Origin of the sequence: Rhizobium sp. CB3060 (assembly GCF_025200735.1) — a bacterium.
GTDB lineage: Bacteria > Pseudomonadota > Alphaproteobacteria > Rhizobiales > Rhizobiaceae > Rhizobium.
The window spans coordinates 1,790,827-1,815,208 of sequence record NZ_CP104158.1; the positions used below are offsets into that span (position 1 = coordinate 1,790,827).

A 24,382-nucleotide genomic window follows, 5' to 3' on the forward strand; every position below is an offset into this window, starting at 1 on the left:
CGCTGCGATGAGCGCGTGCTTACCACTGCCATCAACGAAACGGGTAGTTTCCCCCTGCGATTTTGCCGTGTTCGTTAACCCTGCCACCGCATGTTCGGGCGGCGGGGTTGCCGCATCCGGTACATGACGATGCCGATTCAAACCGATCCATTTTCAACGGTATGGTCATGACGGGCATTTTGACAAATACAAGTGCGATGTCTGCGGCCGCGCTCATGAAGACGTTGAGCAACGATCTGACGCGCTACCAGAACCAGGCATCCAGCGGGCTGCGCATCGGCTCCGCCTCCGACAACGCCGCCTACTGGTCCATCTCGACGACGATGAGGTCGGACGCCATGGCGGTTAACGCCGCAAAGGATGGCATGGCACTCGGCGCCGCGAAGACTGACACGGCCTATGACGGGATCGAATCGGCAATTTCCGTCGTCAACCAGTTCAAGGCCAAGCTCGTGGCGGCCATGGAGAAGGGCGTCGACAAGACCAAGATCCAGGACGAACTCGAACAGCTCAAGCAGCAGGCCGTCTCTATCTCCAGCTCGGCAAGCTTCAACGGCCAGAACTTGCTATCGACCAACATCGAGGACATCTACGACTCCTCACAGAATACAGCGAGCCTCACATCGGGCTTCGTGCGCACAGGTTCGGGCGTGCAGGTGACGACCACCCCGGTCGATCTCTCGAAGATTTCTCTCTTCAACACGACTGGCGGCGGCATTCTGCAGAAGGATGACCGGAGCACGGGCACCATCGGCGGACTGCGCAACACCGACACGTTCACGCATGGCGGCGGCGCGATCCAAATGTTCACCTTCAATGGACCGCTGGTCTTCACCGACGACACGACGGCGATCACCTTCGACATGGTGCTCGACGCCGACGATCCGTCCAACACGGCGTCTCCCGGACCTGGAACGTCAGTCAGCGTCACGATCAATCGCTCTCTGGTCGATCAGGTCTACCCGACGCTGAACGGTGTCATCTCGACCCGTGACCAGTTCGCGTGGGTGATGCGGAAGGCACTCACCCCGGTTGGCGCACAGTTCTCAACGGTGAGCGGCACGACGAACGGATACGCTCTTCTTTCGGCCGAGACTTCGGGCCTCTCAGGATCGTCGATCCAGGTCACAAGCGTGAATTCGCCTCTCGCAAGCGGGAGTACGGGCGGTCTCACCACGACCGGAACTGACTACGGTAGCCGACCACAGCTCGTCAGCTTCTTCGACGGCCCCTTCAACGTCCACAGCTCGGCCGTTCTCTATCTTCCGATCAGCGTCGACGGAACGACGACGACAGTCTCAATCAACCGCCAGGACGTCGACAATGCGCTCGGAACCAGCGATGGCGCCATCTCATCGGCCGACGATCTCGTGACGGTGCTGAATGCCGCAATGACCGCTCAGAACGTCGGCGTGAAAGCCTCGAACCAGGGAACCTACATTCTCTACAAGATCGATGACACCGTTCACCCTGCGTCGGGCAGCAAGACATCCTTCGGCATCGGCCCGGCATCCGACAATTTGGGCAACTTGCCCGACTTCAATCTTGTCGACGTCGACATCACCTCGGGTTCCGCAAACCTCAGCAACTATCTGAGTGGCATCGAGGCGATGCTGCACAAGCTGACTGCCGCAGGATCCACGCTAGGATCGCTTCAGAAGCGCAATAGTCTTCAGAGCGAATTCGCCACAAAGCTGTCCGACAGCATTTCCTCGGGGGTTTCGAAACTTGTCGACGCCGACATGGAAGAGGTGTCGGCAAAGCTCGCGGCCGAGCAGACGCAGCAGCAGCTTGTCATCCAGAGTTTGCAGATCGCCAATTCCGAGCCACAAACCATCCTCAGCCTGTTCCGGTAGATTCGCACCAAGAACCCGCCATCATGCTGGCTCTATCTTATCCGACGCATGCGTCGTTCGGCCAGCACCTGTGATCAAGATGGCCAACTACAACTGCGCCGGCAACTTGCCGCAAACCCGCATGATGCAGCGCCTCAGCGTTCGCGGGTGAACATTGAAATATGATGCCACGTCAGCCCATGGTTTGCCGCCACCAATGTCTTTAAAAGCCTCAATGCATTGTTGGTCGGTCAACGATCTTTTTCGACCGTGTTGTTGTCCCCTCGCCCGCGCCGCGGCGATGCCGGCGAGTGTCCGCTCACGAATAATCGACCGCTCGAATTCCGCCATCGCGGCGAGAACATGAAAAACCATCCTTCCGCCGGCTGACTCTGTTTCGATATTCTCGGTCAAGGACTGAAAACCGATCCTCCGCTTCTGCAGCCGAGTGATCAGATCAACGAGATGACCGACCGAACGGCCCAATCGGTCGAGCCGCCAGACGACGAGCACGTCCCCTTTTCGGAGCGCCCTCAATACAGAGGACAGCCCACACCTCTTGCTCTTTGCGCCGGAGACGCCGTGATCCTCGAATATGCGGGTGCATCCTGCCGCGCGGAGGGCGTCTCTTTGCAGATCAAGATGCTGGTCTGTCGTCGAAACCCGTGCATATCCAATTCTCGCCATGCTGTCGCCTCTCCAGTCTCAGCCCGCGCGTCCGAGTGCCTTGACAGAAAGGAAGGTTTTCGCTGGCAGGGGTCTTGGCTACGCGTCGAATTCATTAGCGCAATGATGGCAAGGCCTTAAGCAAGGGACAAAAGTGTGGAAGACGTGGTGACAAAAACCTTCGTTTCGGTCTTTTGATTCCGACTGCGCTTGCGCATGCATCGGACGTCGGGAATGAAACAGCCGGCGACATTCAATCAGATTTCCCAGTTGCTCATGGATGCCTGGATTTCCAGTCCCGACGACCTCGGCAGCCCGGAGGACATCTACGGCGCGGTTCACGGGATGCTGCGGCCAAGCATGATCCTTGTCGCGGTGGACGCAAGTTCAAGGGATACTTGGGACTTCCGCATCGACTTCGTCCAAAGCTACCGGCTGCCCTCCGGGTTCGCCGACATCGGGCTTTTGCAGCAGTCCAGTTCCTTCGCCGATTTTCCGGATCAGAAATATCTCCACGAAGTCGTGGGCTCCGACCTATGTCACCGCCGTCGAGCGACAACGCCCGGCCATGGGACATGTCGTGGCTCGAATCCTCGGCATGCATGCAGCCTATGAGCGGATCATCCTGCCGCAGAAGAACTCGTCGGGTCGGAGTGCATGGTGCATCGGACTGCTGGACGTACACTTCTTGTTGCGGGCAGGACCACGGGCCGCGGGAACGGACGATACAGACCTCGGCATCCTTCAATTGCTGGCCGAAGGGGCGTCCACGAGGGAAATCGCCGATGCCGTGAGCTTGTCGCCGCGCACGGTCGAGCACAGAATCGAACGGTTGAAGTCAGCCTTCGGCGCCAGGAATATCGCCCACCTCGTCGCATTGTCGATCGGGTCGGGCATCGCTGGTGTCAGCAGGCGGGATGATCGACCCCAGCAGCAGACTACTTCAGATCATTCCGAAAACGATATAAGCAATGGAGAGGATTGATCCGACCGCCACGTAGAGGAGTGGCACAACTACCGTGGCCACCAAGGCGGCACCGACAACAAGGTTGATGGCCCTCTTTCTTTTGTGAGATGCCTCGTCGATACGCATCAGAACACCTTCATTTCCCGGCTGTTGTACATTTCCTCACCGATCGTCGTGTTCTTCAGCGTCTTATGAATCAACTGCGTCGAGCTGCGAACACGGCCGGGGCTGGACATGCTGAATACACCGATGGCCGTCAGAACAGCGGGGATTAGCGCGATCTTCGCGCATGCCCAGAACGGATAATGCGTCCAAATGAGCGGCGACGCGAGTGTCGCGGTCACGAAGCTGACGACATAAGCCGCCCCAATTGCAAAAAGACGATACAGGTTCACGAAGGCGGACATGGTGAACGACAGCGGCGAGTACGTGTGTGTTCCGCGAGCCTGACTTTGCGTTGCCACCAAGAAGTTGTCGTTGCCAGAGCCATTCCATCGCGAAACGAAGAAGAACTTGCATCTGTTACCGATTGTAATCTCGGAACGAACTGCATCGTTCGTTACGACATGCTCCACCTTGAAGATGTCCTTGTCCGTCTCGATGATGATGTATGCGTATTTTACGAGATTTTCGTGTTTCTCGCTCGGCCCCTGCACTGCTGGGGTTCCGGTTTCCTTGAGCGTTCCCTCAACGATCCGGACATTCTCCGGGAAATCCTCGGGCTTCGACGGAGCTTCTCGTCCCGAGGGAGCTTTTGAAGCGAGCCTGAGTCTGTCCGAATCCTCCTTGAACTTCCTAAGGTTCATTGCGCTCTCCGTCAGATAGGACGTCGGCGCTGGCTTCATTCCGCGGTAGCCAGGACGTTCCGGCCGACCATGAATTCCAATCGTGTTGAATAGGCATTTTACCCCCTGCTGTTCTGCAGAGGGACGCTGGCATCAGCCGGTTAATAGGAGCGTCAATATCGCAAGGGGAAACTACCCTATTTCGAATAGCGCATGCAGATTTTGACCCGTGCCGCCGCATCCATCAGCGGTGCCGATATTGCAATGGCGGCGTGGTCTCCTTCATATCCCCTGCATCCGCGATAATTTGGTCAAGGTAGTCGAGTGAAGCACGGTCGCATTTAAAAGGCCCCTGCCCGCACGCATGACAACGATCCGCTCCCGCGTTCTCCAGTCTGGACGTTCGATCACAACATGTCGATTAAACCGGCGGCTAATCACTTCGTAGCACTCCGATAATGAACAATCGCTAGTTGCGCCATCCAGGGCGATGACATAACTTGATGACAATTTCTCCTGGCAATAAGCATAAAATGTCTCCCACTCACTGCGGTGACGGCAGACAGATCAGTTCTTGCGAAGAACTGGACCAGACGACGGCCGAGCCTCAAGCCGCAGTCTGATCTCCATCGTATTAACACAACACACTTCGGCGGATCGGGAACGCGCCATGAAAAAAATCGCCTTGCTTACGCTGTTGTGCTCGGGTGTCACCGCGTGTACGCACGATCAAGCTGGAAAAGGAGCGCCCGGAGATATCGGCTCTACAATAACGACGTTGGGATATCAAACGGTCCTGCTGCCATCGACGGCCTACGGCCCCGGAGCGCTAGTGACCACCGTAAAAGGCTCTGGCTTCTCCTCCCCTCTGAACTTAACATATCTGTGTCGGCCGGACTTCGCGCACGCACCGGCCCCAATTCTCGACGTGGCACAGACTAGGATCGCGTCACAGTCATTGGACAGCTCGTTCAAGCTTGATCCCGCCTCTCTGACACGCATCGGACTTGGTGCCAACCTCAGTCACATCCAATCAGTTTCGTTAAAGCTCACGAATGTCAGCGTAGAACAACTGGGCTTCGATGACCTTGAGCAAGTCCGGTCGAGTCTCGGTCCCGTCTGCAAACGGATTATCGACACATTTTCCAAGGATGCGCTCGCCTACCAGACAAAGCAGGCCATCCGCGCCGATGTCGAGTATTCGTTCGAGCTGAAGCAAGGCGCCTCGGCGGATGTCAAAGGCGCCGTAATCAAGGCTCTGGTGGCAGCCTTCGGTGGATCGGTCAAGACGGACAACGGCCTGACCGCGAGCGGCAAGGGGCTGTATTACGGTTTGATCCTAACGAAGGTGTAGTTTGTGGCCGGGACGTCAGAATTCATTGAGTTCAAGCCCTTTTATATTCATTTTAACTAAATGACTCTTTGGTTGCATTTCCATGGATTTCCGTTATCGTCATGATGGTTGGGGAAATCACTCTTTAGGTTGTAGCGAAGCTCGCATTCAAAGTGGGAGATTCTTGATGCGTATGCCGATCTATATGGCTGCCGTAGTCGCTTTCGTTTCCGTTGCGAACGCCCATGCCCAGGAAGCGACTGAAGAGAAGCTTAGCATCGACTGGGACTCGGCCAAGGCTGCGGCCGTTGCCGACGCACAAAGAGACCAATCCGGCGTCGAGAAGTTCCGTGCCGCTGTTCCGTCAGGTCTCGAGAAGGTTCGAGTTCCCGTGTTGGTCACCGGTACGGGCCCCGTGCGTGCGGCACCTCAAGTGAAAGCCCAGGATACGTCATATGCAGCGATATACCTATTGGACCGGGACGCCACTTTGAGCATCATGGGTACTGCTCTTAGCATCGTCGTCACAGGCGGCGATGCAACGCCCGCCGACGTGCCCGACTACCAGGCTGGAGATTTCACTATCCTTGATGATGACGCGGACGCAAAAAGCGCTTCGCAACCGATGGAGGCGGACTATAGCTTCTTCAAATTCGGTGCTGCTTACACGCTCCGGCTGAGCTGCAAACAACAAGGCGATAAGCGGTGTCTGGAACCCGATTTCGCCAAAAGCGTCGCTAGTAGTCTTGTCCAGGTCGGAGGATCACCGGAATGATACGCGCCTTTGTGCATGGGCTGTATTTGACAGCGTTGTTAATGGGCATCGCGAATGCGGGGAACTACAGCGACCCTGGTGATCTTGAGCCCAACAGCGGCCAAGGTTACAAGAGCAAGCTTATCTTTCGGCCTGGCATGCGCTTTCCGATCGAGGACGGACTTGGATTTGCGAACTCGCAGGTCTATCGGCCAGGCGGGATGTACGGACCGGCCGGCGATCAGTGCGATAAACAGAACTACAGTTATCCCTGGCGCGACACGTTCTGTGAGAAGAGAAGCCGGCCTACGCCGATGTGCCCGACTGGTCAGGGCCACCAGGGCCAGGACATCCGGCCCGGGACATGTCGGGCCGGACTGCATTGGGCGGTGGCCGCCGAGGACGGCGTGGTAACCAACATTGGGAGCTACAGCGTTACCCTACAAGGCAAGAGCGGAGCGATCTTCAGATACCTGCACATCGACATGACGAACCTGCGAGTCAAAACGCTCGATTCGGTCAAGCGCGGCGCTCGAATTGGAGAGGTTTCGAATTTCTTTGGCGGCACACCGACGACGATCCATCTCCATTTCGAAATCAAGCAGGCCGTCGTCATCAACGGCAAGAAGTTAGTTACGTTCGTCCCCCCCTACTCAAGCCTAGTCGCGGCCCAGATTGCGTACATAGCCGGAAATCCATAGGTTAACCATGTCTGCAGCACGCCCCGTTATCTATCTCGTCCTTTTGTTGTTTTGCTGCGGTGATGCGTTCTGCTCACCCACGAACGTTCCATCCGACAAGGGGCCGTATCTGATGTATTCGGACAGTCGTGCCCTGGTCATAGGTGCGGCACATTATGCCTATGGTGCAGCGTGGCCTGCGCTCGAGAAAGTTGACGCGCAGGTCGACAAGGTGACGGCTGTTTTGCAGCAGCAGGGGTTCACAGTTAAGACCCTCTTGGATCCCAAATACGATGACTTGACGCGTGCGATCAAAACTTTTCTCCTACAGAAACTCGATCCCAACGCGAGGCTGGTCATATACTACGCCGGTCACGGTTACTCCGACGATGGTTTGATGGGCTACATAGTCCCGACCGACGCGCTCCCGCCAACTCAAGACGATTTCATCCCCTCGCTAGTTAGTATGGATGAAATTGTGGGATGGGGCCGTGGATCGTCTGCGAAACATGTACTTGTTGTCTTCGATAGCTGTTTTTCCGGGTCTGTCTTTCTTGTTAGAAAGAATCTCACCGCCTCGACATCCGCAATCTATCTTAACGATATCGACAGGAAGGGTCGGGAATATCTCACTGCGGGGGGCTACCGGGAAAGCGTCCCGGATGGCGATGACTTTTCAACCGCGTTCATGACAGGTCTAGGCGGAGATGCCGACTACAACCATGATGGCCTCGTCACGGCGAGTGAGCTCGGGTCATTTATCCGCGATTCGCTAATACCCTTGGGAATTCAGCATCCCCAGTTTGGCACAGATCCCCGGTTTGATATGAAGTTAGGAGACATGGTGTTCGTTCCCACACGCACCGATATCAAAATTGCGCTCGCCTCGGAGTCGCCGGGGCCACGGAATTCCGCTCTACGGGGGCTTGGAGATCCTCGCTCCGATACCTCGGACATCTTCAGGGGAGTCGAGGTCCTGTACTATCAAAAAACACAGGACGGCAAGACCGTCACAAAGCCTCTTGATGAGCAGAAGATCCCGTACGTGGTAACAAGAGCCCAGCTTCCGGAGACTTTCACCGTCAATACAATCGCGTGTGCTCCAGACGTGCCAATCGAGGCGTTGAAGAAGACAACGCTGGCGCTCATCGACAGTGGCGTGGCGGTTCGCCGGATCACCACTTTTCTTAAGCCTGCAGAGAAGCCTCATCGAATTGAGATACTTTCGATGACGAAGGACGCTGCGGGCAAGACGCCGCTCGACACACCTCCAGTTACCAGGGCACAGGTAGAGCAATTGACTGCATGTCCGCATTTACTGGAAAATACTCTCTGATAGGGTGATAGCAGATAATGCCCGATCAAAATCCGCACGAAAACGAAACTTAGGTTCAGTTTTGTAGCGCGGTAGCCGAGCCGTGGTTATGCTTAACACTAGCTGGCTCATGAGCCCGGTCGATGTGGTTTCGCATCTGCTCGACGTCGTTAGTCGTCGGTGAAGTACGCGTAACGTATTGAATCGGCGTTCTTATCCAGAGTTTTGAAGTATTGGTCTTTGCAAGTTTGGACGGTTCTCGTTTGGAGAAACTTGCAAATTGCGCTGCAAGAAAAAACGTGATTCTCTCTGTTGAGAGGGTGATTTCATGGAGCGTTGGAATGCTTCCGAAGGAGCGGCGGGACAGCGGGCAGAATGATCTTTTCCGGGCAAGGCTCGATCAGATCGTCGATTTGAAACACGCACTGGCGCGGCTCGGTCGGGCGATCGATTGGCGGTTTTTGGAAGAGCGCTGCGGGGCGGTCTATACAGATGCCCCCGGCCATCCACCGCTGTCCGACGAGGCCTTGTGCGAGCGGTGGGTGGAAAATCCCTATTACCAACTGTTCTGCGGCGAGGAGTTCTTCCGTCATGACTTGCCGTTCGACCGTTCGTCGATGACGCGTTGGCGGCAAAGGATGGGCGAGGAGAAACTGAACGCCTTGCTTCAGGAAAGTCTTGCCTCGGCAGTTCGCACAGGCGCGGCCAAGCCCGTAGACTTCACGTCGGCGATTGTCGATACGACCGTGCAGCCAAAGGCCGTGGCCTATCCGACCGATGCCCGGTTGATGCATCGCTCGCGCGAGCGGCTGGTGCGGTTGGCCAACACGCTTGGGATCGAACTTCGCCAATCCTATGCACGGGTCGGTAAGATCGCCCTCATCAAACACCAGAGATACGCGCATGCCAAGCAGTTCAAGCGGGCAGGTAAAGCGCTGAGAACGCTCAAGACCTATCTCGGCCGGGTCATTCGCGATATGGTGCGCAAGGCAAAGGGCGACGCAGAACTTGAGGCGGCGGTTGCCCACGAACTGATGCTGGCCAGACGGGTCCATGCTGGAAACCGCAATCTCAACCGCGTCAAGGGCCTGCCCAAGGACGCCGATCTTCGCGTCTTCAGCCTGCACGCCCCCGAGGTCGAATGCATTGGCAAGGGTAAGGCCCACAAGCCTTACGAGTTCGGCGTCACGGTCTCCGTCGCAACGACAATCAACCGATCGAAAGGCGGCCAGTTCGTCACTCACATTCAGGCGCTGCCCGGCAAACCCTACGACGGCCACACGCTCGAAACCGTCATACCGGCGATCGAGGCCCAGGTCGGCGCAACGCTTTCCCGCATCATCGCCGATGCCGGTTACAAAGGCCACAACGCTCCGCAGACCCACCGCTTCAAGGTTTATACCGCAGGCCAAAAACGCGGGATGACCGAACACATCAAGCGCCAGATGCGAAGACGTTCCGCCATCGAACCCGTCATTGGACACTTAAAGGAAGACCACCGCATGGGCCGCAATCATCTCGCTGGAATCACCGGCGACGCCGTCAACGCCGTCCTTGCAGCCGTGGGCTATAACTTCCGCCGCATCCTCGCATGGATCAGGTTTTGCGTGGCTATCATCTGGGCAGCTCTGGCTCTATCCAAACGGTTAGACCCAATATTCGAAGCTTCAAACTGTTGATTTGCACTGAGAAGTGACCCGGCATTACCGGATATTGTCATCGAGAATTGACCCATGTTTTGAACCTTGCTCCGCGTGTTTTCAGCGGGAGCTATGGAGTGATCGACATGGCGTTATTGAGCGTGATCCGACGCTGGCATTTTAGAGAGCATTTATCGATCCGGGAGATATGCCGCAGGACTGGCCTGTCCCGGAATACCATTCGCAAGTACCTGCGGTTGGGTGGCGTCGAGCCGAAGTTCAAGGTTCCGGAGCGGCCGAGCAAGCTTGACCCTTTTGCCGACCGGCTATCGGCCTGGCTGAAGACGGAGGCCAACAAATCCCGCAAGCAGAAGCGGACCCTTAAACAACTCCATGCCGACCTGCTGAGCTTGGGCTACGAGGGTTCCTATTGCCGTGTCGCCGCTTTCGCTCGAGAGTGGAGAGCCGATCGACAGAGAGAGCTTCAGACGTCGGGACGCGGAACATTCGTGCCTTTGGCATTCGAGCCCGGTGAAGCATTCCAGTTCGACTGGTCGGAAGACTGGGCGATCATCGGCAATGAGCGCACCAAGCTACAGGTTGCCCATACGAAGCTGAGCTATTCCAGGGCCTTTTTCGTTCGGGCCTATCTCCTCCAGACACACGAGATGTTGTTCGACGCCCACAATCACGCATTCCGCGTCTTCGGTGGCATTCCCCGGCGCGGCATCTACGACAACATGAAGACGGCGATCGACAAGGTCGGCCGCGGTAAGGAGCGCGACGTGAATGTTCGCTTCCTGGCGATGGCCAGCCACTACCTGTTCGAACCGGAGTTCTGCAATCCGGCGTCCGGTTGGGAAAAGGGTCAGGTCGAGAAGAACGTCCAGGACGCGCGTCATCGGCTATGGCAACCCATGCCACGCTTTCCATCTCTGGAGGCCCTCAACGAGTGGCTAGAGCAACGCTGCAAAGAGTTTTGGGCACAGACGTCTCACGGCCAGATGCGCGGCACCATCGCCGATATCTGGGCGGAGGAAGCACGGGCTCTTATGCCGGTTTCCCGTCCGTTCGATGGTTTTGTCGAATACACCAAGCGGGTCTCTCCCACCTGCCTCGTGCATCTGGAGCGCAACCGCTACAGCGTTCCGGCATCCTTCGCCAATCGACCGGTGAGCCTGCGGGTCTATCCGGATCGTGTCGTTGTCGCCGCCGAAGGCCTGATCATCTGCGAGCACCAGCGCATTATCGACCGTTCCCATGATCGGCCGGGACAGACGGTTTATGACTGGCGGCACTATCTCGCGGTCGTGCAACGCAAACCCGGCGCTCTCCGCAACGGTGCTCCATTCACCGAGCTTCCCGAGGCCTTCAAAGCCTTGCAACAACACCTGCTCAAGAAACCTGGCGGAGACCGCGAGATGGTCGATATCCTGGCGCTCGTCCTGCAGCACGATGAACAGGCCGTGCTATCGGCCGTCGACATGGCGCTGAAGTCCGGCGTTCCGACCAAGACGCATGTGTTGAACCTGCTGCATCGCCTCGTCGATGGCAAATCCTTCACGCCGCCGACGATAGATGCGCCCCAGGCACTGACACTCACCAATGAACCAAAGGCCAACGTCGAACGCTACGACACCCTGAGAAAGACGGAGATTCGCCATGCGTCATAACCCAGCAAGCGGCGCGATCGTGATCATGCTGCGGCAATTGAAGATGCACGGTATGGCCCAAGCCGTCGGTGAACTGACCGAACAGGGAGCGCCGGCGTTCGAGGCCGCCATTCCGATCCTGTCGCAGCTCCTCAAAGCGGAGACGGCGGAACGGGAGGTGCGATCGACAGCCTATCAGCTCAAGACGGCACGCTTTCCCGCTTACCGTGATCTGAACGGCTTCGACTTCGCAAGCAGCGAGATCAACGAGGCGCTCGTGCGTCAGCTTCATCGCTGCGACTTCCTCGACGAGGCCAACAACATCGTCCTGGTCGGCGGGCCCGGCACAGGCAAAACGCATGTCGCCACGGCAATCGGTGTTCAAGCCATCGAGCATCATCATAAGCGGGTTCGCTTCTTCTCGACCGTCGAACTGGTCAACGCTCTCGAGCAGGAGAAAGCTCAAGGACGGTCCGGTCAGATCGCCAACCGGCTCATACACTCCGATCTCGTTATCCTTGACGAGCTTGGATACCTGCCATTCAGCGCATCAGGCGGTGCACTGCTCTTCCATCTGCTGAGCAAACTATACGAGCGGACCAGCGTCATCATCACCACCAACCTGAGCTTCAGCGAATGGGCCAGCGTCTTCGGCGACGCCAAGATGACCACCGCATTGCTCGACCGGCTTACCCATCACTGCCACATCCTCGAAACCGGAAACGACAGCTTCCGGTTCAAGAACAGCTCAGCGCATGAACCCAAAACAGCAAAGGAGAAAAGTAGGAACTTGACCACCACCACCGACCCGAAACATACCTAAGAGGCGGGTCAATTCTCGGCGCAAATGCCGGGTCACTTCTCAGTGCAAATCAACACTTCAAACCCAACTCCGGCATTCGGCTAATCGTTGTTCTTCACGGGCGACTCGTTACCTAGATCGGCAGCCTCTGCGGTGGACAGCCAGCGCTGAGGCAAGGAATGAAATTCGCCCGATCAGGCTACCGCTAACGCCGGCCGCGGCAGAAGCAAGGACCTCGACCGCCATTGACCCGCCACTGAACTTTCATCCGACGGCGATTAGAGCCGCTCACAAGCCGCTGCGAGACAGAGGAGCTTTTGTTGAGTAAGCGACCCGTCGACTTATCGCCCCTCCAGTCGCAAGAGTTCACCACTCGCGCCCTTGTATTCCATAAAGGTGGTCGGGCAGGACAAGAGGGCAGCGTTGAACTTCTGGCGTGCGTCATCGGTCTCTTTGCGCAAATAGTGCCATTCGCCAATGTAGAAGATTGCCTCACAGAGGCTATCGCCGGTGGTCGCCTTGGCAGCAACTTCGCTGGGGGTCAGTTGCCCAAGGAAAAGCTCATAGACCGGATAAGGCCATTGGGCTCGATCCAGATTGCTCGCGGCAGCCCGAAGGTCAGCTTCAGCCCGGTCGTCGTTACCACGCGATTGAGCGATGAACCGCCACAGGTAATAATAGGGAGCAGCATGTTCATCCAGCTTTGCCTTCTCAGCGAAGTCCTCCCCTGCCTTTTGGTACTGCCCCTGAAAATATTGCACGAACGGGTTGGCTAAGTAACTGGCCCGAAGCTCACCGATACGCCAGATTGAACCAGCGGCGACGGCTGCAAACGCAATGCCGCCGATAAGCGCCGCAACCTCAAAGCGAGGATGGATCTGCTTACTTGACCAGGCCTTCAATAAGACAAAAGAGAGCGCAGCCCCAGCGATTGCACCACCCAGATGAGCTGCATAGTCGATATGGACCCCGTCGGCTGTGCGACCGACAAGCGGAAGCACCGACGGAACAAGGATTTGAATTGCTCCCATTCTCAATAGTTGTGGCAATGGACCAGATGGAAAGTGAAAGCTGGCGACTATAACCGCGGCAAACAGGCCAATAATGCCGCCGGATGCTCCAACTCCAACCATATTGGCTGGGTTCATCAATAGAGATCCAACAGAGCCACCGAGCGCACTAATGCAAAAGATGGCGGCAAACCAGCGCCAGCCAATCAATCGCTCCAGCAGTATACCGGCCCGCCATAGAGCGAGGCAATTGAACGTGAGGTGGATGACACTGCCATGCAGCATGGCGGCTGTCACAAGCCGCCACCATTCTCCGTCGGACAATATCCTTTCACGGAAGATTCCGCCGAGCACCAATAAGGTCTGCGTGCTTGGTGTGTAGTCCTTCGCGGGAACAACCCCGAAATTTAGCTCCCCGATGTAGATGGCTATCAGAATCGCGATGAGCGCGTAGCTAAAGATCGGATGCCCCTTGATGTTGAAGACCGGATCGGCACTAACTTCGTTCTGGTCGGCTAGGATCAGCCCACCAGTTGTCAAAGTTTGCTCTCGATCTTTTGCGAGAAATTCCAAGCATTGATCGTATATCCAGCCGTATCTTCTCGCCCGCGGAGAGGCCTCGGCATCCAGCCCGTGAGGCCTCGTCTGGTAAATGTTCGCGCCACCATCGGATCCAAATCGACGTTCATCAGGTCAACATTTCTGCGATGATATCTGCGAACGCCCCGAACAGCTCGCCAGGGTATCGTTTCGTCGAAGTAGCTCTCAATGTGGATGCCAGCTTGCGATATGATAAGGCCTGGTTTTCCCTTGAAGATCTTGAGCAACAAGCTGGCCGCGAGAAGCACAATAAGGAAAGCGAAGGGCCAACATACTGCTGCGTTCAGATGAGGGTGCCCTGGTCTATCAGGAAGAAACGGGCCGCCGGCAACGGCCGCCGCGATGACTGTCACTAAAAAGGAGAGCCACAGAGTTCTGCCCTTGTCATAAGTGAATTCAATTCTGTGCGGAACCTTTAAATCCATAGACAAACTCTAAAATGATATTCGGTTTTGGTTCATAGCTCTGGCAGAATTGCCCTTTTCTTCCGACCGTGTGCATCTCGGATGAAAATCGCGATAGCAACGGTCGGAAGAAATGCGTGCCTCTCTGGACTAACCGACACGGGCCACCGCATCTTACTTGACGACTTTGATACTGATCCGGGTGATCTTGGAGCCAAGACGAAGTGTCACGTGATCCGCGCCGATAAAACCTGGATCAGAGCGATAGTAGACGAAGGCAACTCCGCCCCTTTGCCGCTGCAAGCACGACGTGGGCCATCCTTAATCGGCCCAACTATTACGTCCTTCCATTCGAAACTCACTTGGCCATGTTTCGGATAATCGATGGTGTCGGGATAGATGCTCAAGATTTCTCTGCATCCTGGCGTGATGGCACTTATGGTTCCCAGCTCGGTCCTGAGCCCTGACTTCACGGTGCTGGCTTCTGGCTTTTGATCAGCCACGCTCGTACAGCCCGAAAGCGTCACTGCGAGCGCCGACAGAAATCCAATACATCGAAGACGCCATCCGATTGTCATACTTAAACATCCTTCTTGAATTGGTTCTCGGACTGCCAGGCGATCATTTACCTGTTTCACCGCTCCTGCATGGCCTCTGACGCCACCTCCGCCAGCGGCGAGAACAGATACTCAAGGATTCGCCGTTTGCCCGTCTTGATCTCGACCGTCGCCGCCATACCCGGTGACAGCGGCTGCATCACACCGTCGACATTGATCACGTCGGTGTCCGGTCTGACGGTGACCGGGAAAACCAGGTTCTGCACCCGCTGCACGTTGCCAATCGGAATGAGGCTCTGAAGCTGCTTGGCCGGCTCGCCCTCCATCTGCTGCGCATCCGGCTCCGGAACAGCGTCGGTGGCGACGGATGTCACATGGCCGTGGACCACGCCGTAGCGCGTGAACGGGAAGGCCTGCACTTTGATCACCGCTTCCTGCCCGGCGGCGACGAAGCCGATGTCGCTGTTCGGCAGGAAGGCTTCGATTTCGAGTGCGGTGTCCGCCGGCACGACGCGCATCAGTTCAGAACCGGGATTGACCACCTGACCGATGGTGGTGATAGCAGAGGCGGTGACGACGCCATCGATCGGACTTTCGATGGTCATCGACTGGCGGCGCGTCTGCGCCTTGATGAGTTGCTTATCCAGCTCGTCCGCCTGCTTTGAGGCATCGCCCAGTTTCTCGGCGTTGTCGGCGATGAAGGCGCGCAGTGCCTTTTCGCCTTCGCTCGTCGCAACAGCCAGCGCGGCTCTGGCTTCAGCGAGTTGCCCGACCTCTTCGGCGAGATCGGTTTCCTCCTTCTGCTGTATCTCCAGCGCGTCGATAACGCCGGATTTCGAGCCGGCCGCCTCATCGACCAGTGTAGAGCGCATCGCAACCCTTTCTGCCAGGGTTCCGATCAATCGCTTGTGGGCATCGATCTTGGCGCTCAGCCGCTCGATCGTCGCCTGCTGCTGGGTGCGCTGGGCAGCGAGATTGTCGAGATTGGCATCGAGTTGCGCTAGATCGGCCGCGAAGATCGTCTGCTCGCGCGTGCGAATATTGTCGGGCGTGTCGGCAGGAAGGGACAACAGGGTTGCAGGTATGGTGCGATCGCAGGTCCAAATGTCTCCTGCAAGCCAGCTTCTCACCAGTGCCAGGGCGATGTTGCGCCGGGCGATCTCAGCGCGCAAGGCATGCAGATTGACGGTCAGTGCTTCTTCATCAGATTTGAGTTCGGTGTCGTCGAGCTCAACGACGACGTCGCCGGCTTTCACCTTCGAGCCGTTGACCACCGGAATGGACCGCGTCTTGCCGACCTCCAGGGACTGGATCACCTTGACGCGGCCCGTTGGCTGCAGCTTTCCCTGCGCCGTCGAGACGATGTCGAAGGTGCCAAGATAGCTCCACAGTAGGGTGCTGCCGACAACGACAGCGATGAACCAGATGAAGACGGTGCGGATCGGAGACGCAGGCGTCTCGAGAATCTCCAGCGCTGCCGGCAGAAACTCGTTTTCGATCCTGGTGCGGCGTGGCCGCCTTGGCCGCTTGGGGGGCTTGATGAACTGGTTCATGCCTGATTGAGCCCCGTCTGCAACTGCCAGAGATGGGCATAGAGACCATTAGGTTTGTTCAACAGGCTATCGTGGTTGCCTTCCTCGACGATGCGCCCATCCTTCATGCCGATGATGCGGTCGCAATGCCGGACGGTCGCCAGGCGATGGGCGATGATGATCACCGTCCTGCCTTTGACGATCTCGCGCATGTTGGCGAGGATGATGCGCTCACTCTCATAATCGAGCGCGCTGGTCGCCTCATCGAGAATGAGGATGGGTGGATTGGTCGCCAGTGCTCGCGCGATCGCCAGCCGCTGCCGCTGGCCTCCGGAAAGATTGGCACCGCGTTCCTCGATCAAGGTGTCGTAGCCCTTCGGCAGCTTTGCAATGAACTCGTCGGCACCCGACAGGCGCGCCATCTGCATTGCCGCTGCCCGCGACATCGAAGGATTCACCAGACAGATGTTGTCATGGATCGTCCGGTTGAACAGCATGTTCTCCTGCAGAACGACGCCGATGTTCGAGCGCAGCCACGCGGGGTCGACCTGGGCGATGTCCTGGCCGTCGACGAAGACCTGACCGCGGTTTGGGATATAGAAGCGCTGCACCAGCTTGGTGAGCGTCGACTTGCCGGATCCGGACGGACCGACGATGCCGATCACTTCGCCAGGTCGCACCGCAAAGGTGATGTCTTTCAGAACATCCTGGCCATCGGCGGAGTAACGGAAGTTTACGCCCTTGAAGGCGATTGCCCCTCTCGGCTTCGGAAGGCTAACGGAAACCTCCGGCCGCGGCTCCGGCGGCGCATTGAGGATGTCGGCGAGTCTTGCCACCGATACCTGCACCTGCTGGAAATCCTGCCAGAGCTGCGACAGACGCAGGATCGGCTGCGAGACCTGCCCGGCAATCATGTTGAACGCCACCAGTCCACCGACCGTCAACTCGCCATTGATGACCGCCTGCGCCCCGAACAACAAGAGCGCAGCAGAAGTGATCTTGTTGACGTATTGGATGGCGTTCTGGCCCTTGGCGGCCAGCATCGTTGTTCCGAACGACGACTGGACGTAGCCGGCAAGCCGCTCTTCCCATTGCGCCGAAACCACGGGCTCGACGGCGGCTGCCTTCAAGGTCTGCACGCCGACGACCGTCTCGACGAGAAGCTGCTGGCTATAGGCGCCGCGCTCGAACTTCTCGTCGATCTTCTCCTTCAAGAACGGCCGCACAAGGAAGCCGATCGCCAGATAGAAGGGGATTGAGGCAATAACGATCCAGGCAAGCTTGGACGAATAGGAAAACAGCACGAAGATGAAGACGACGGTGAAGATCAGGTCGAGGCCGGAGAACAGCCCCTGCCCGGTCAGGAAATTCCGGATCGTCTCCAGCTCCCGGACACGCGCGATCGTCTGGCCGGTCGCCCGTGTCTCGAAATAGGAGAGCGGCAGGTTCAATAGATGCCGGAACAAGCGGCGGCCAAGTTCGACGTCGATGCGATTGGTCGTATGTGAGAGCGCATAGGTTCGAAGATACTGCAGGACGACGTCGAACAACCCAACCGCCGCCAAGCCGACGACGAGCACGATCAGCGTCGAATAGCTGCGATGAGCAAGGACCTTGTCAACGACCACTTGAAAGAACAGGGGCGTCACGAGCGCGAAGATCTGCACGATCAGCGAGGCCAGCAGGACATGGCCGAAGGCATGGCGGTAGCGCCAGATCGACGGCAGAAACCAGCGGAACCCGAAATTGCCGCGCGAAGACCCTGGCCCGGCCAAGCGCCGCTGCAGCAGGATGAAATGCCCGGCTGTCTCGGCCAAGACTTCGTGCGATCCGAGATTGCGACTGGAAAAATCGACGGGATCGATGATCCGATAGGTGCCGTCCGGCGTTACACCGCCGAAGACACCAAAGCGGCCGTCGGTCAGACAGACGATGGCAGGCGTCGGAAGGGTGCCAAGGCGGGCATCCGTGTGGATCTCGACATGCTTTGCCTTCAGACCGACCAGCTTTGCGGCACGCAGAAGATCGCTCCGTGCGGCCGCACTCGACAGCGCCAGGTCACGTGCGAGGACATTGGGGTTGGAGGCGATGCGATAATAGCCGGCGATCGCCGCAATAGCCGCTAGGCCACTGTCGGGGCGTTCTTTCTCGGCGGGACTTGCCGGAGCCTGTTCCGGCTCGGCGAGGGTAGTGTTATCCATTGGGAACAGTGCTCACGCAATACTGGAGAAGATGCCGGGCGGTTGAGCGGCCCGGCATCTCGTTCTAGTGATTGATCCTCAGGCGGCGTTCTGCAGCGGAATTGTCGCTTGGTAGGCAAGCGTCGCATCGCCGACCAGATAGCGCGTCGTGCCATCGGCGGTCTGGTAGGAGCTCGTGCCAGTGATCGCCGATCCGTCGGAGAACGACTGGCTACCATCGGTCGTCGGCAGAAGATTGATGAGCTTGATGCCGGCGTCCGACATGGTCAACAATTCGCCGTCATCGGCAACACCATTCTGGTTGGCATCACGCCAAACGCGGAACTCGCTCCAGCGATCGTCGTTCGCATCGAGAACATTGTCGTGGTTGGTATCGAAGACCAGGCGCAGGCCGTCGAGGTCCGACACCGATCCACCATTGGCCGCAACCTGATCATCGCTGGCCCACGCCGAGAAGGAGAGTTCTTTCGCCTGGTCGATGACACCATCCGGACCAGCTTGTCCGTCTTCCCCGAGGTCGACGGCCAGGAAGCCGTCATGAGGTCCGACCCACGCCGTTCCATCGCGCGCGCCGTCGGCGTTCCAGTCGTAGGTGACGGCCGCGCCGGTGGCTAGAGCGTCGGTGTCGAGTGGCCGCAAGTCGATATGGTCCTCGCCCACTGTGTCTTGGAAATCTCCAAGCAATATGACCGGCGCGGATGAGCGTACAGTAGCCGCTGTCGCAGTCTGGAGCAGTGCGTTAGTCACCGTAGATCCGATGTCATTACGACCGATGGAGGATCCATCTGCGAATTCAATCTCCTCGATGCCGAAGCCTGCATCCGGGTTGAGGAATTGATTGTCGATGGTGATGATGTCACCGGTGGAGTTGATCGTGACCTTGAGATTGTCGCCGTCGCGCTGCAGCCTAATGTCGGACTGGTTGAGATCGGTCAGCTTCAGGACATCAACATTGCCGTCGTCGAGGAAGCCGACATCGTCGTCGATCTCGTCGGAACCATCACCGGAGGCATAGAGATAGGTGTCGCTACCGGCGGTACCGTCGAGGAAGTCGTTGCCCTTGCCGCCGTCAAAGATCTCGGCCGAACCCCACATCGGGCTGGTGAAATGATCGTCGCCAGCCGTGCCGTTAATCTGCCAGACGACATTGCCATGTTTGAGGTCCATCGTGATGCCATTGGCAAACAGGATCTTCTCCAGACCCCAGCCGGCTGAGGCATCCAGAAATTGCCAATAAATCGAAACGACATCGCCCGTCGGATTGATCGTGGCCACCAGGTCGTTCTGCGAAAGTGAGAAATTCACGTCGGCGAAGTTGATGTCAACAAACTTCAGCGTATCGACGTTCGTCGTCGAGGCCGACTGGTCGCCGATCCCGTCCGAGCCGTCACCCAGGCGATAGAGATAGGTGTCGCTTCCATCCCCGCCATTCATGGAGTCGTTACCGAGGCCACCGTCGAAGATGTCGTCACCGGACGTGCCCGTCAGATCGTCGCCACCAGATGTACCCGTGATGGTCTGCCCACCGGAATTGCCCGGATCGCCAGAATTGCCGCCATCGCCAACGCTCGCCAAAATATCCGCCCTACCGATCGACGACCCGTCGGAGAAATCAATCTCTTCGATACCGAAGCCGGCATCGGGGTTGAGAAATTGATTGTCGATGGTGATGACGTTACCGGTGGTGGCAATCGTGACCCTCAGGTTGCTGCCGTCCCGTGAGAGAGCGATGTCTGAACGGTTGAGGTCGGTCAGCTTCAGGACATCGACATTGCCGTCGTCGAGGAAGCCGACATCGTCATTGATCTCGTCGGAACCATCACCGGAGGCATAAAGATAGGTATCGCTGCCGGCGGTACCGTCGAGGAAGTCGTTACCCTTGCCGCCGTTAAACACCTCGGCGGAGCCCCACATCGGGCTGGTGATGTGATCGTCGCCAGCCGTGCCGTTAATCTGCCAGACGACATTGCCATGCTTGAGGTCCATCGTGATGCCGTCGGCAAACAGCATCTTCTCCAGGCCCCAGCCGGCTGAGGCATCCAGAAATTGCCAATAAATCGAAACGACATCGCCCGTCGGATTGATCGTGGCCACCAGGTCGTTCTGCGAAAGTGAGAAATTCACGTCGGCGAAGTTGATGTCAACAAACTTCAGCGTATCGACGTTCGTCGTCGAGGCCGACTGGTCGCCGATCCCGTCCGAGCCGTCACCCAGGCGATAGAGATAGGTGTCGCTTCCATCCCCGCCATTCATGGAGTCGTTACCGAGGCCACCGTCGAAGATGTCGTCACCGGACGTGCCCGCCAGATCGTCGTCACCAGATGTGCCGGTGATGATCTGACCACCCGAATTGCTATCATCGCTGACGCTTGCAAGGATGTTGGCCCTATTTATCGATGCCCCATCTGCAAACGTGATGGTTTCGATGCCGAAGCCGGCATCGGGGTTGAGGAACTGGTTGTCGATGGTAATGACGGCGCCGGTGGAATTGATCGTGACCTTCAGATTGTCGCCGTCGCGCGAAAGCGCAACATCGGAACGGCTGAGATTGGTCAGCTTCAGCACGTCGACATTACCCGCGTCGAGGAAGCTGACATCGTCGTCGATCACGTCGGAACCGTCGCCCGAGGCATAGAGATAGGTGTCGCTGCCCACGCCCCCTTTGAGATCGTCGTTGCCTAGTCCGCCATCAATTAGGTCATCGCCGGAGCCCGCATCGACTGTATCGCCTCCGTCAGAAGCAAAGATCGCGTCCGCTCCCGTGCTTCCAACCAAAACGTCGGTGCCTGCGCTTCCCTCAATCAGGTTTTTGCCTTCGCTCGCCAGAAGGTGATCAACATTCACCAAACCGATCTGCGTGCCCGATTCATCCTCGAACCTGATCCATTCTACGTTGGTCGCAATGATCGATGTCCCAGCCTGATTTTCGATTGAAATCAACTGATCCGTCTCTGCGCTGAGGGTATAATCGCTGCGAGCCCCGGACACCACAAGGACGTCGTCACCAGCGCCACCATCAACTATTTGCTCGCCCACGGCGGTATAGATCGTGTCATTCCCTGCACCTCCGTCAAGGTAATCGTTACCCCCGCCGCTTCGGATTTCATCGTCGCCTCCGCCACCACTCAGAGAATTGTCGCTGCTGTTGCCGATAATAATATCGGCAAACTGCGACCCGGAGGCGTTTTCGATTGAGACAAAGGTATCGCCTTCTGCGGAGGCGCCGGACCCCGTGCTCGATGCCAAGTCGATTCGAACCGAGCCACTCGAACTCGAATAGTCGACAGAATCGTTGCCGGCGCCCCCAGTGAAAAGTTCCGACGAAGATGATCCTTGAAAATTCCGATCCTGCACGTCCGAACCGATAGACGGCCGCGCGCGGACGTAATTTTCCAGGTTGATGCCAAAATCGCCTTGGTAAAAATTCTTGACGGCTAAGACCGGGCTCTGCGGATAACCACCCATAACAAACAGATAAGGAACGGACGATCCGTCGATGTTCACGTTACGAACCGCTACGACTTTTGGAACTGAAGGATCGGAATAAAATGAAGTTCCAAACTCGTCCGTATATCGGAACTCGTAGTTCCCTGCTGGGTCCAATGCTGTATATTGCTGATCCGGATCAGCAGAGGGGTCGTATTGTTGTATGCGGATTGTGCCGACGCCGTCTCCGTCGGTCTCATCCACGGTATCGATAATTTTAAGAAGGGAGCCCATCTTTACGTCATTGATATCGTAAAGCCCTGCCCAATCCCATGTGTCACCGACTGTCGTAGATGATAGATAGGTGTCATTCCCCATCCCGCCGTCCAGAATATCTCCAGCGTGATCATTCCAATCCCTGTGATCGGCAGTAAGATCGATCGTATCACCAATGGCGATGTTTGACTCGTTTCCGCCAACTAGGATGTCATTTCCAGCGCCGCCAAAGATGTGATCGATTTCAGCTCCTCCGATGACGACATCATTGCCAAGCCCGCCGATGAGCGTGTCAGGGCTAGTGTTGCCGGCAATCTCATCATCACCCGCACCGCCATTGATGAACCATGCTTCGCCGTCGTCGTCGGCACCTAAGTTGTCTTGCCCGACATTTGTACCCAATTTGACCGTATATTCCGAGACGATCGTCGCCGCGTACGAACCTGTTTCCTTTTTTATCAGAAGGTCAGATTCATGCATGTCCTTCAAAACGAGTGATGTAGTACCGAGAAGCCCCAGCCCGTTGGTTTGCATCGTTTTGATCACGTTTACCGCCAAATCACTCAGGCTTTTCACCGGACCTAACGCGTCAATGCTGCTTTTCACAAAGGTCATAAAGTCATAGCTGTCACCAGCCAGTGGATCATTCTGATTGGTTAGATGAAGAATGGTGTTGCGGTAGAAGGAATCGTCACCAAGAAAGAGGAAGAGTGGATTGCCTGACCAGCCACTCTGATCGCCATTGAAATATTGCGAGATGGAAGCACTTGCGTCTTCAACGCCAATTGTATGGAGATCCGGCATCTTCTCTGTTGCAAGGATCGTATCCGCCACCGCCTTCGCGACACCGTCCGACACGCTTTGGAGGCTGGTCTGCGATGGCGTTCCAAAACGATATTCATACTGCGCCGAAGAATAGGTTCGGATGAACGCCGAATAGTCTCCTGAGCCGACATTGACAGCGTACGCCCCGTTCACCCAAACCCACGCCGCCGGATCAACCCCCGCTTTAGGTTCGCCGCCGTCCGTGATGGCGGACGCGATGGTCGCGTAGACCGTGGCCCACGTTCCCGCTCCGGTCGTTGCGTTGTCATAAGCCGTCTTGATTGCGAAAAGTTCGGATGAAGAAAACTCATACGCCATGTAAATTCCTCTACGTCATCGTTCTATTGAGGGACTGATATGTAAAATTTGACTATATCTGGAGCAACCTTGCGAAACGTCGATAGTTCATCCTCGTTCCGGTAACGCTCATGAATAATGAATTCAGCGACAACCTTGCTGTCGATCGAAAGTCTGTATTTGCAATTCCGTGGGAAAATTTCGTTTAAGCAATATACTTCCTCGCCCTTGGAGTTGCTTAGTGCGTAAAGCCTAAATTTATCGGAAATTAGCTCGTCGGTTTCACGCCTATGCGCGAACCAGTCCAGAACTGACGAACGCTCCATAGCGCCTTCGCTCCGATATGTAACAGGGGCGAAAATATGAAGTTTGTCGACGAAGATGCTTGGCTGATAGCCAACCATAGAGAATGCACACCAGGGATAGTGGTTGTCGGGTCGCGACTGGCAGTCAGATGCGATTTCAAAGATGATATTGTCGAGTTCGACGGATCCCCTGCTGGAGGCCAGAAGATCGCGTGCAGCTTTTGCGTCCCGATCATTCGCCGCACGACCGGCGAATAACTCAAAGGACTGTGGATTCCCGCGGTCGGCACGCGACAGAAGAAGTGTGCCGTCCGCTCTGAAGCGCAACGTCAGTCCATTGATTGTGGCGTCCAAGAAGGACTTGCCGAGAACTTTGAGCGTATCGGCCGCGGCGTCCAAGGAATAAACGCTCACAACTGTCGCAATTGCCGCCGCCACAATTTGCGGAATGAAATAGCGTGTTTTTGACATTTCAATACAGTTGTTTGGGTTGCGGTGAGGTGGACGCCCATCCGGCAAT

General features: G+C 56.9%; 18 protein-coding genes. 10 read left to right on the forward strand and 8 right to left on the reverse strand.

All coding sequences use genetic code 11. The annotated features are described in order from the left end of the window. The first annotated feature begins 215 nt into the window (after positions 1–215). On the forward strand, positions 216–1,856 hold the full coding sequence (locus N2601_RS34150) for a flagellin N-terminal helical domain-containing protein (protein ID WP_311319441.1): 1,641 nt from the start codon (positions 216–218) through the stop codon (positions 1,854–1,856). Between the two features lie 87 nt (positions 1,857–1,943). Here the strand turns inward: N2601_RS34150 and N2601_RS08785 are convergent, their stop codons facing one another. Further along, positions 1,944–2,522 (reverse strand): recombinase family protein, encoded by a 579-nt coding sequence (locus tag N2601_RS08785; protein ID WP_260303913.1) that lies wholly within the window; start codon positions 2,520–2,522, stop codon positions 1,944–1,946. A gap of 213 nt (positions 2,523–2,735) precedes the next feature. Here N2601_RS08785 and N2601_RS08790 point away from each other — a divergent pair, with 213 nt between their 5' ends. After that, entirely contained in the window at positions 2,736–3,116 is a 381-nt protein-coding gene (locus N2601_RS08790) for a hypothetical protein (RefSeq protein WP_260303914.1), read from the forward strand. Then, positions 3,082–3,486, forward strand: a complete 405-nt coding sequence (locus N2601_RS08795; RefSeq protein ID WP_260303915.1) for a helix-turn-helix transcriptional regulator — start codon at positions 3,082–3,084, stop codon at positions 3,484–3,486. The genes N2601_RS08790 and N2601_RS08795 overlap by 35 nt, the downstream gene beginning before the upstream one ends. A 107-nt stretch (positions 3,487–3,593) precedes the next feature. On the opposite strand, the gene N2601_RS08800 is transcribed toward N2601_RS08795, so the two are convergent. Next, positions 3,594–4,274: a hypothetical protein gene (locus N2601_RS08800; protein WP_260303916.1), complete on the reverse strand. Its 681-nt coding sequence runs from the start codon at positions 4,272–4,274 to the stop codon at positions 3,594–3,596. A gap of 649 nt (positions 4,275–4,923) precedes the next feature. On the opposite strand from N2601_RS08800, the gene N2601_RS08805 reads away from it, so the two are divergent. The 7 genes from N2601_RS08805 to istB all read left to right on the forward strand — a co-directional run bounded on the left by N2601_RS08805 (position 4,924) and on the right by istB (position 12,450). Then, complete coding sequence (locus N2601_RS08805; RefSeq protein ID WP_260303917.1) at positions 4,924–5,607, forward strand: hypothetical protein; 684 nt, start codon at positions 4,924–4,926, stop codon at positions 5,605–5,607. Positions 5,608–5,773: 166 nt separating this feature from the next. Further along, entirely contained in the window at positions 5,774–6,361 is a 588-nt protein-coding gene (locus N2601_RS08810; RefSeq protein WP_260303918.1) for a hypothetical protein, read from the forward strand. Continuing rightward, complete coding sequence (locus tag N2601_RS08815) at positions 6,358–7,041, forward strand: M23 family metallopeptidase (protein ID WP_260303919.1); 684 nt, start codon at positions 6,358–6,360, stop codon at positions 7,039–7,041. Before N2601_RS08810 ends, N2601_RS08815 begins: the two co-directional genes overlap by 4 nt. A gap of 7 nt (positions 7,042–7,048) precedes the next feature. Further along, complete coding sequence (locus N2601_RS08820; RefSeq protein WP_260303920.1) at positions 7,049–8,356, forward strand: caspase family protein; 1,308 nt, start codon at positions 7,049–7,051, stop codon at positions 8,354–8,356. Positions 8,357–8,676: 320 nt separating this feature from the next. Continuing rightward, positions 8,677–10,014 (forward strand): IS5 family transposase, encoded by a 1,338-nt coding sequence (locus N2601_RS08825; protein WP_260303921.1) that lies wholly within the window; start codon positions 8,677–8,679, stop codon positions 10,012–10,014. A gap of 107 nt (positions 10,015–10,121) precedes the next feature. Next, entirely contained in the window at positions 10,122–11,648 is a 1,527-nt protein-coding gene (istA, locus tag N2601_RS08830) for an IS21 family transposase (protein ID WP_260303847.1), read from the forward strand. Next, a complete protein-coding gene (gene istB / locus N2601_RS08835; protein WP_260303922.1) occupies positions 11,638–12,450 on the forward strand; it encodes an IS21-like element helper ATPase IstB in 813 nt (270 codons plus the stop codon). The genes istA and istB overlap by 11 nt, the downstream gene beginning before the upstream one ends. A 320-nt stretch (positions 12,451–12,770) precedes the next feature. On the opposite strand, the gene N2601_RS08840 is transcribed toward istB, so the two are convergent. The 6 genes from N2601_RS08840 to N2601_RS08865 all read right to left on the reverse strand — a co-directional run bounded on the left by N2601_RS08840 (position 12,771) and on the right by N2601_RS08865 (position 24,333). After that, positions 12,771–14,012, reverse strand: coding sequence for a rhomboid family intramembrane serine protease (locus tag N2601_RS08840; protein ID WP_260303923.1), 1,242 nt, complete (start codon positions 14,010–14,012; stop codon positions 12,771–12,773). Beyond that, positions 13,976–14,464, reverse strand: coding sequence for an STM3941 family protein (locus N2601_RS08845; protein ID WP_260303924.1), 489 nt, complete (start codon positions 14,462–14,464; stop codon positions 13,976–13,978). Before N2601_RS08845 ends, N2601_RS08840 begins: the two co-directional genes overlap by 37 nt. 613 nt (positions 14,465–15,077) lie before the next feature. Beyond that, entirely contained in the window at positions 15,078–16,553 is a 1,476-nt protein-coding gene (locus N2601_RS08850; protein ID WP_260303925.1) for an HlyD family type I secretion periplasmic adaptor subunit, read from the reverse strand. After that, a complete protein-coding gene (locus N2601_RS08855) occupies positions 16,550–18,733 on the reverse strand; it encodes a type I secretion system permease/ATPase (RefSeq protein WP_260303926.1) in 2,184 nt (727 codons plus the stop codon). The genes N2601_RS08850 and N2601_RS08855 overlap by 4 nt, the downstream gene beginning before the upstream one ends. Positions 18,734–18,811: 78 nt before the next feature. Further along, positions 18,812–23,578: a beta strand repeat-containing protein gene (locus N2601_RS08860; RefSeq protein WP_260303927.1), complete on the reverse strand. Its 4,767-nt coding sequence runs from the start codon at positions 23,576–23,578 to the stop codon at positions 18,812–18,814. Positions 23,579–23,601: 23 nt separating this feature from the next. Next, a complete protein-coding gene (locus N2601_RS08865; protein ID WP_260303928.1) occupies positions 23,602–24,333 on the reverse strand; it encodes a hypothetical protein in 732 nt (243 codons plus the stop codon). Between the last annotated feature and the right edge of the window lie 49 nt (positions 24,334–24,382).

Bases quoted from the DNA above. Each gene is read 5' to 3' on its own strand.
- N2601_RS34150 (WP_311319441.1), top strand. From the start codon at position 216: ATGAAGACGTTGAGCAACGATCTGACGCGCTACCAGAACCAGGCATCC.
- N2601_RS08785 (WP_260303913.1), bottom strand. From the start codon at position 2,522: ATGGCGAGAATTGGATATGCACGGGTTTCGACGACAGACCAGCATCTT.
- N2601_RS08790 (WP_260303914.1), top strand. From the start codon at position 2,736: ATGAAACAGCCGGCGACATTCAATCAGATTTCCCAGTTGCTCATGGAT.
- N2601_RS08800 (WP_260303916.1), bottom strand. From the start codon at position 4,274: ATGAACCTTAGGAAGTTCAAGGAGGATTCGGACAGACTCAGGCTCGCT.
- N2601_RS08805 (WP_260303917.1), top strand. From the start codon at position 4,924: ATGAAAAAAATCGCCTTGCTTACGCTGTTGTGCTCGGGTGTCACCGCG.
- N2601_RS08810 (WP_260303918.1), top strand. From the start codon at position 5,774: ATGCGTATGCCGATCTATATGGCTGCCGTAGTCGCTTTCGTTTCCGTT.
- N2601_RS08815 (WP_260303919.1), top strand. From the start codon at position 6,358: ATGATACGCGCCTTTGTGCATGGGCTGTATTTGACAGCGTTGTTAATG.
- N2601_RS08820 (WP_260303920.1), top strand. From the start codon at position 7,049: ATGTCTGCAGCACGCCCCGTTATCTATCTCGTCCTTTTGTTGTTTTGC.
- N2601_RS08825 (WP_260303921.1), top strand. From the start codon at position 8,677: ATGCTTCCGAAGGAGCGGCGGGACAGCGGGCAGAATGATCTTTTCCGG.
- istA (WP_260303847.1), top strand. From the start codon at position 10,122: ATGGCGTTATTGAGCGTGATCCGACGCTGGCATTTTAGAGAGCATTTA.
- istB (WP_260303922.1), top strand. From the start codon at position 11,638: ATGCGTCATAACCCAGCAAGCGGCGCGATCGTGATCATGCTGCGGCAA.
- N2601_RS08845 (WP_260303924.1), bottom strand. From the start codon at position 14,464: ATGGATTTAAAGGTTCCGCACAGAATTGAATTCACTTATGACAAGGGC.
- N2601_RS08850 (WP_260303925.1), bottom strand. From the start codon at position 16,553: ATGAACCAGTTCATCAAGCCCCCCAAGCGGCCAAGGCGGCCACGCCGC.
- N2601_RS08855 (WP_260303926.1), bottom strand. From the start codon at position 18,733: ATGGATAACACTACCCTCGCCGAGCCGGAACAGGCTCCGGCAAGTCCC.
- N2601_RS08860 (WP_260303927.1), bottom strand. From the start codon at position 23,578: ATGGCGTATGAGTTTTCTTCATCCGAACTTTTCGCAATCAAGACGGCT.
- N2601_RS08865 (WP_260303928.1), bottom strand. From the start codon at position 24,333: ATGTCAAAAACACGCTATTTCATTCCGCAAATTGTGGCGGCGGCAATT.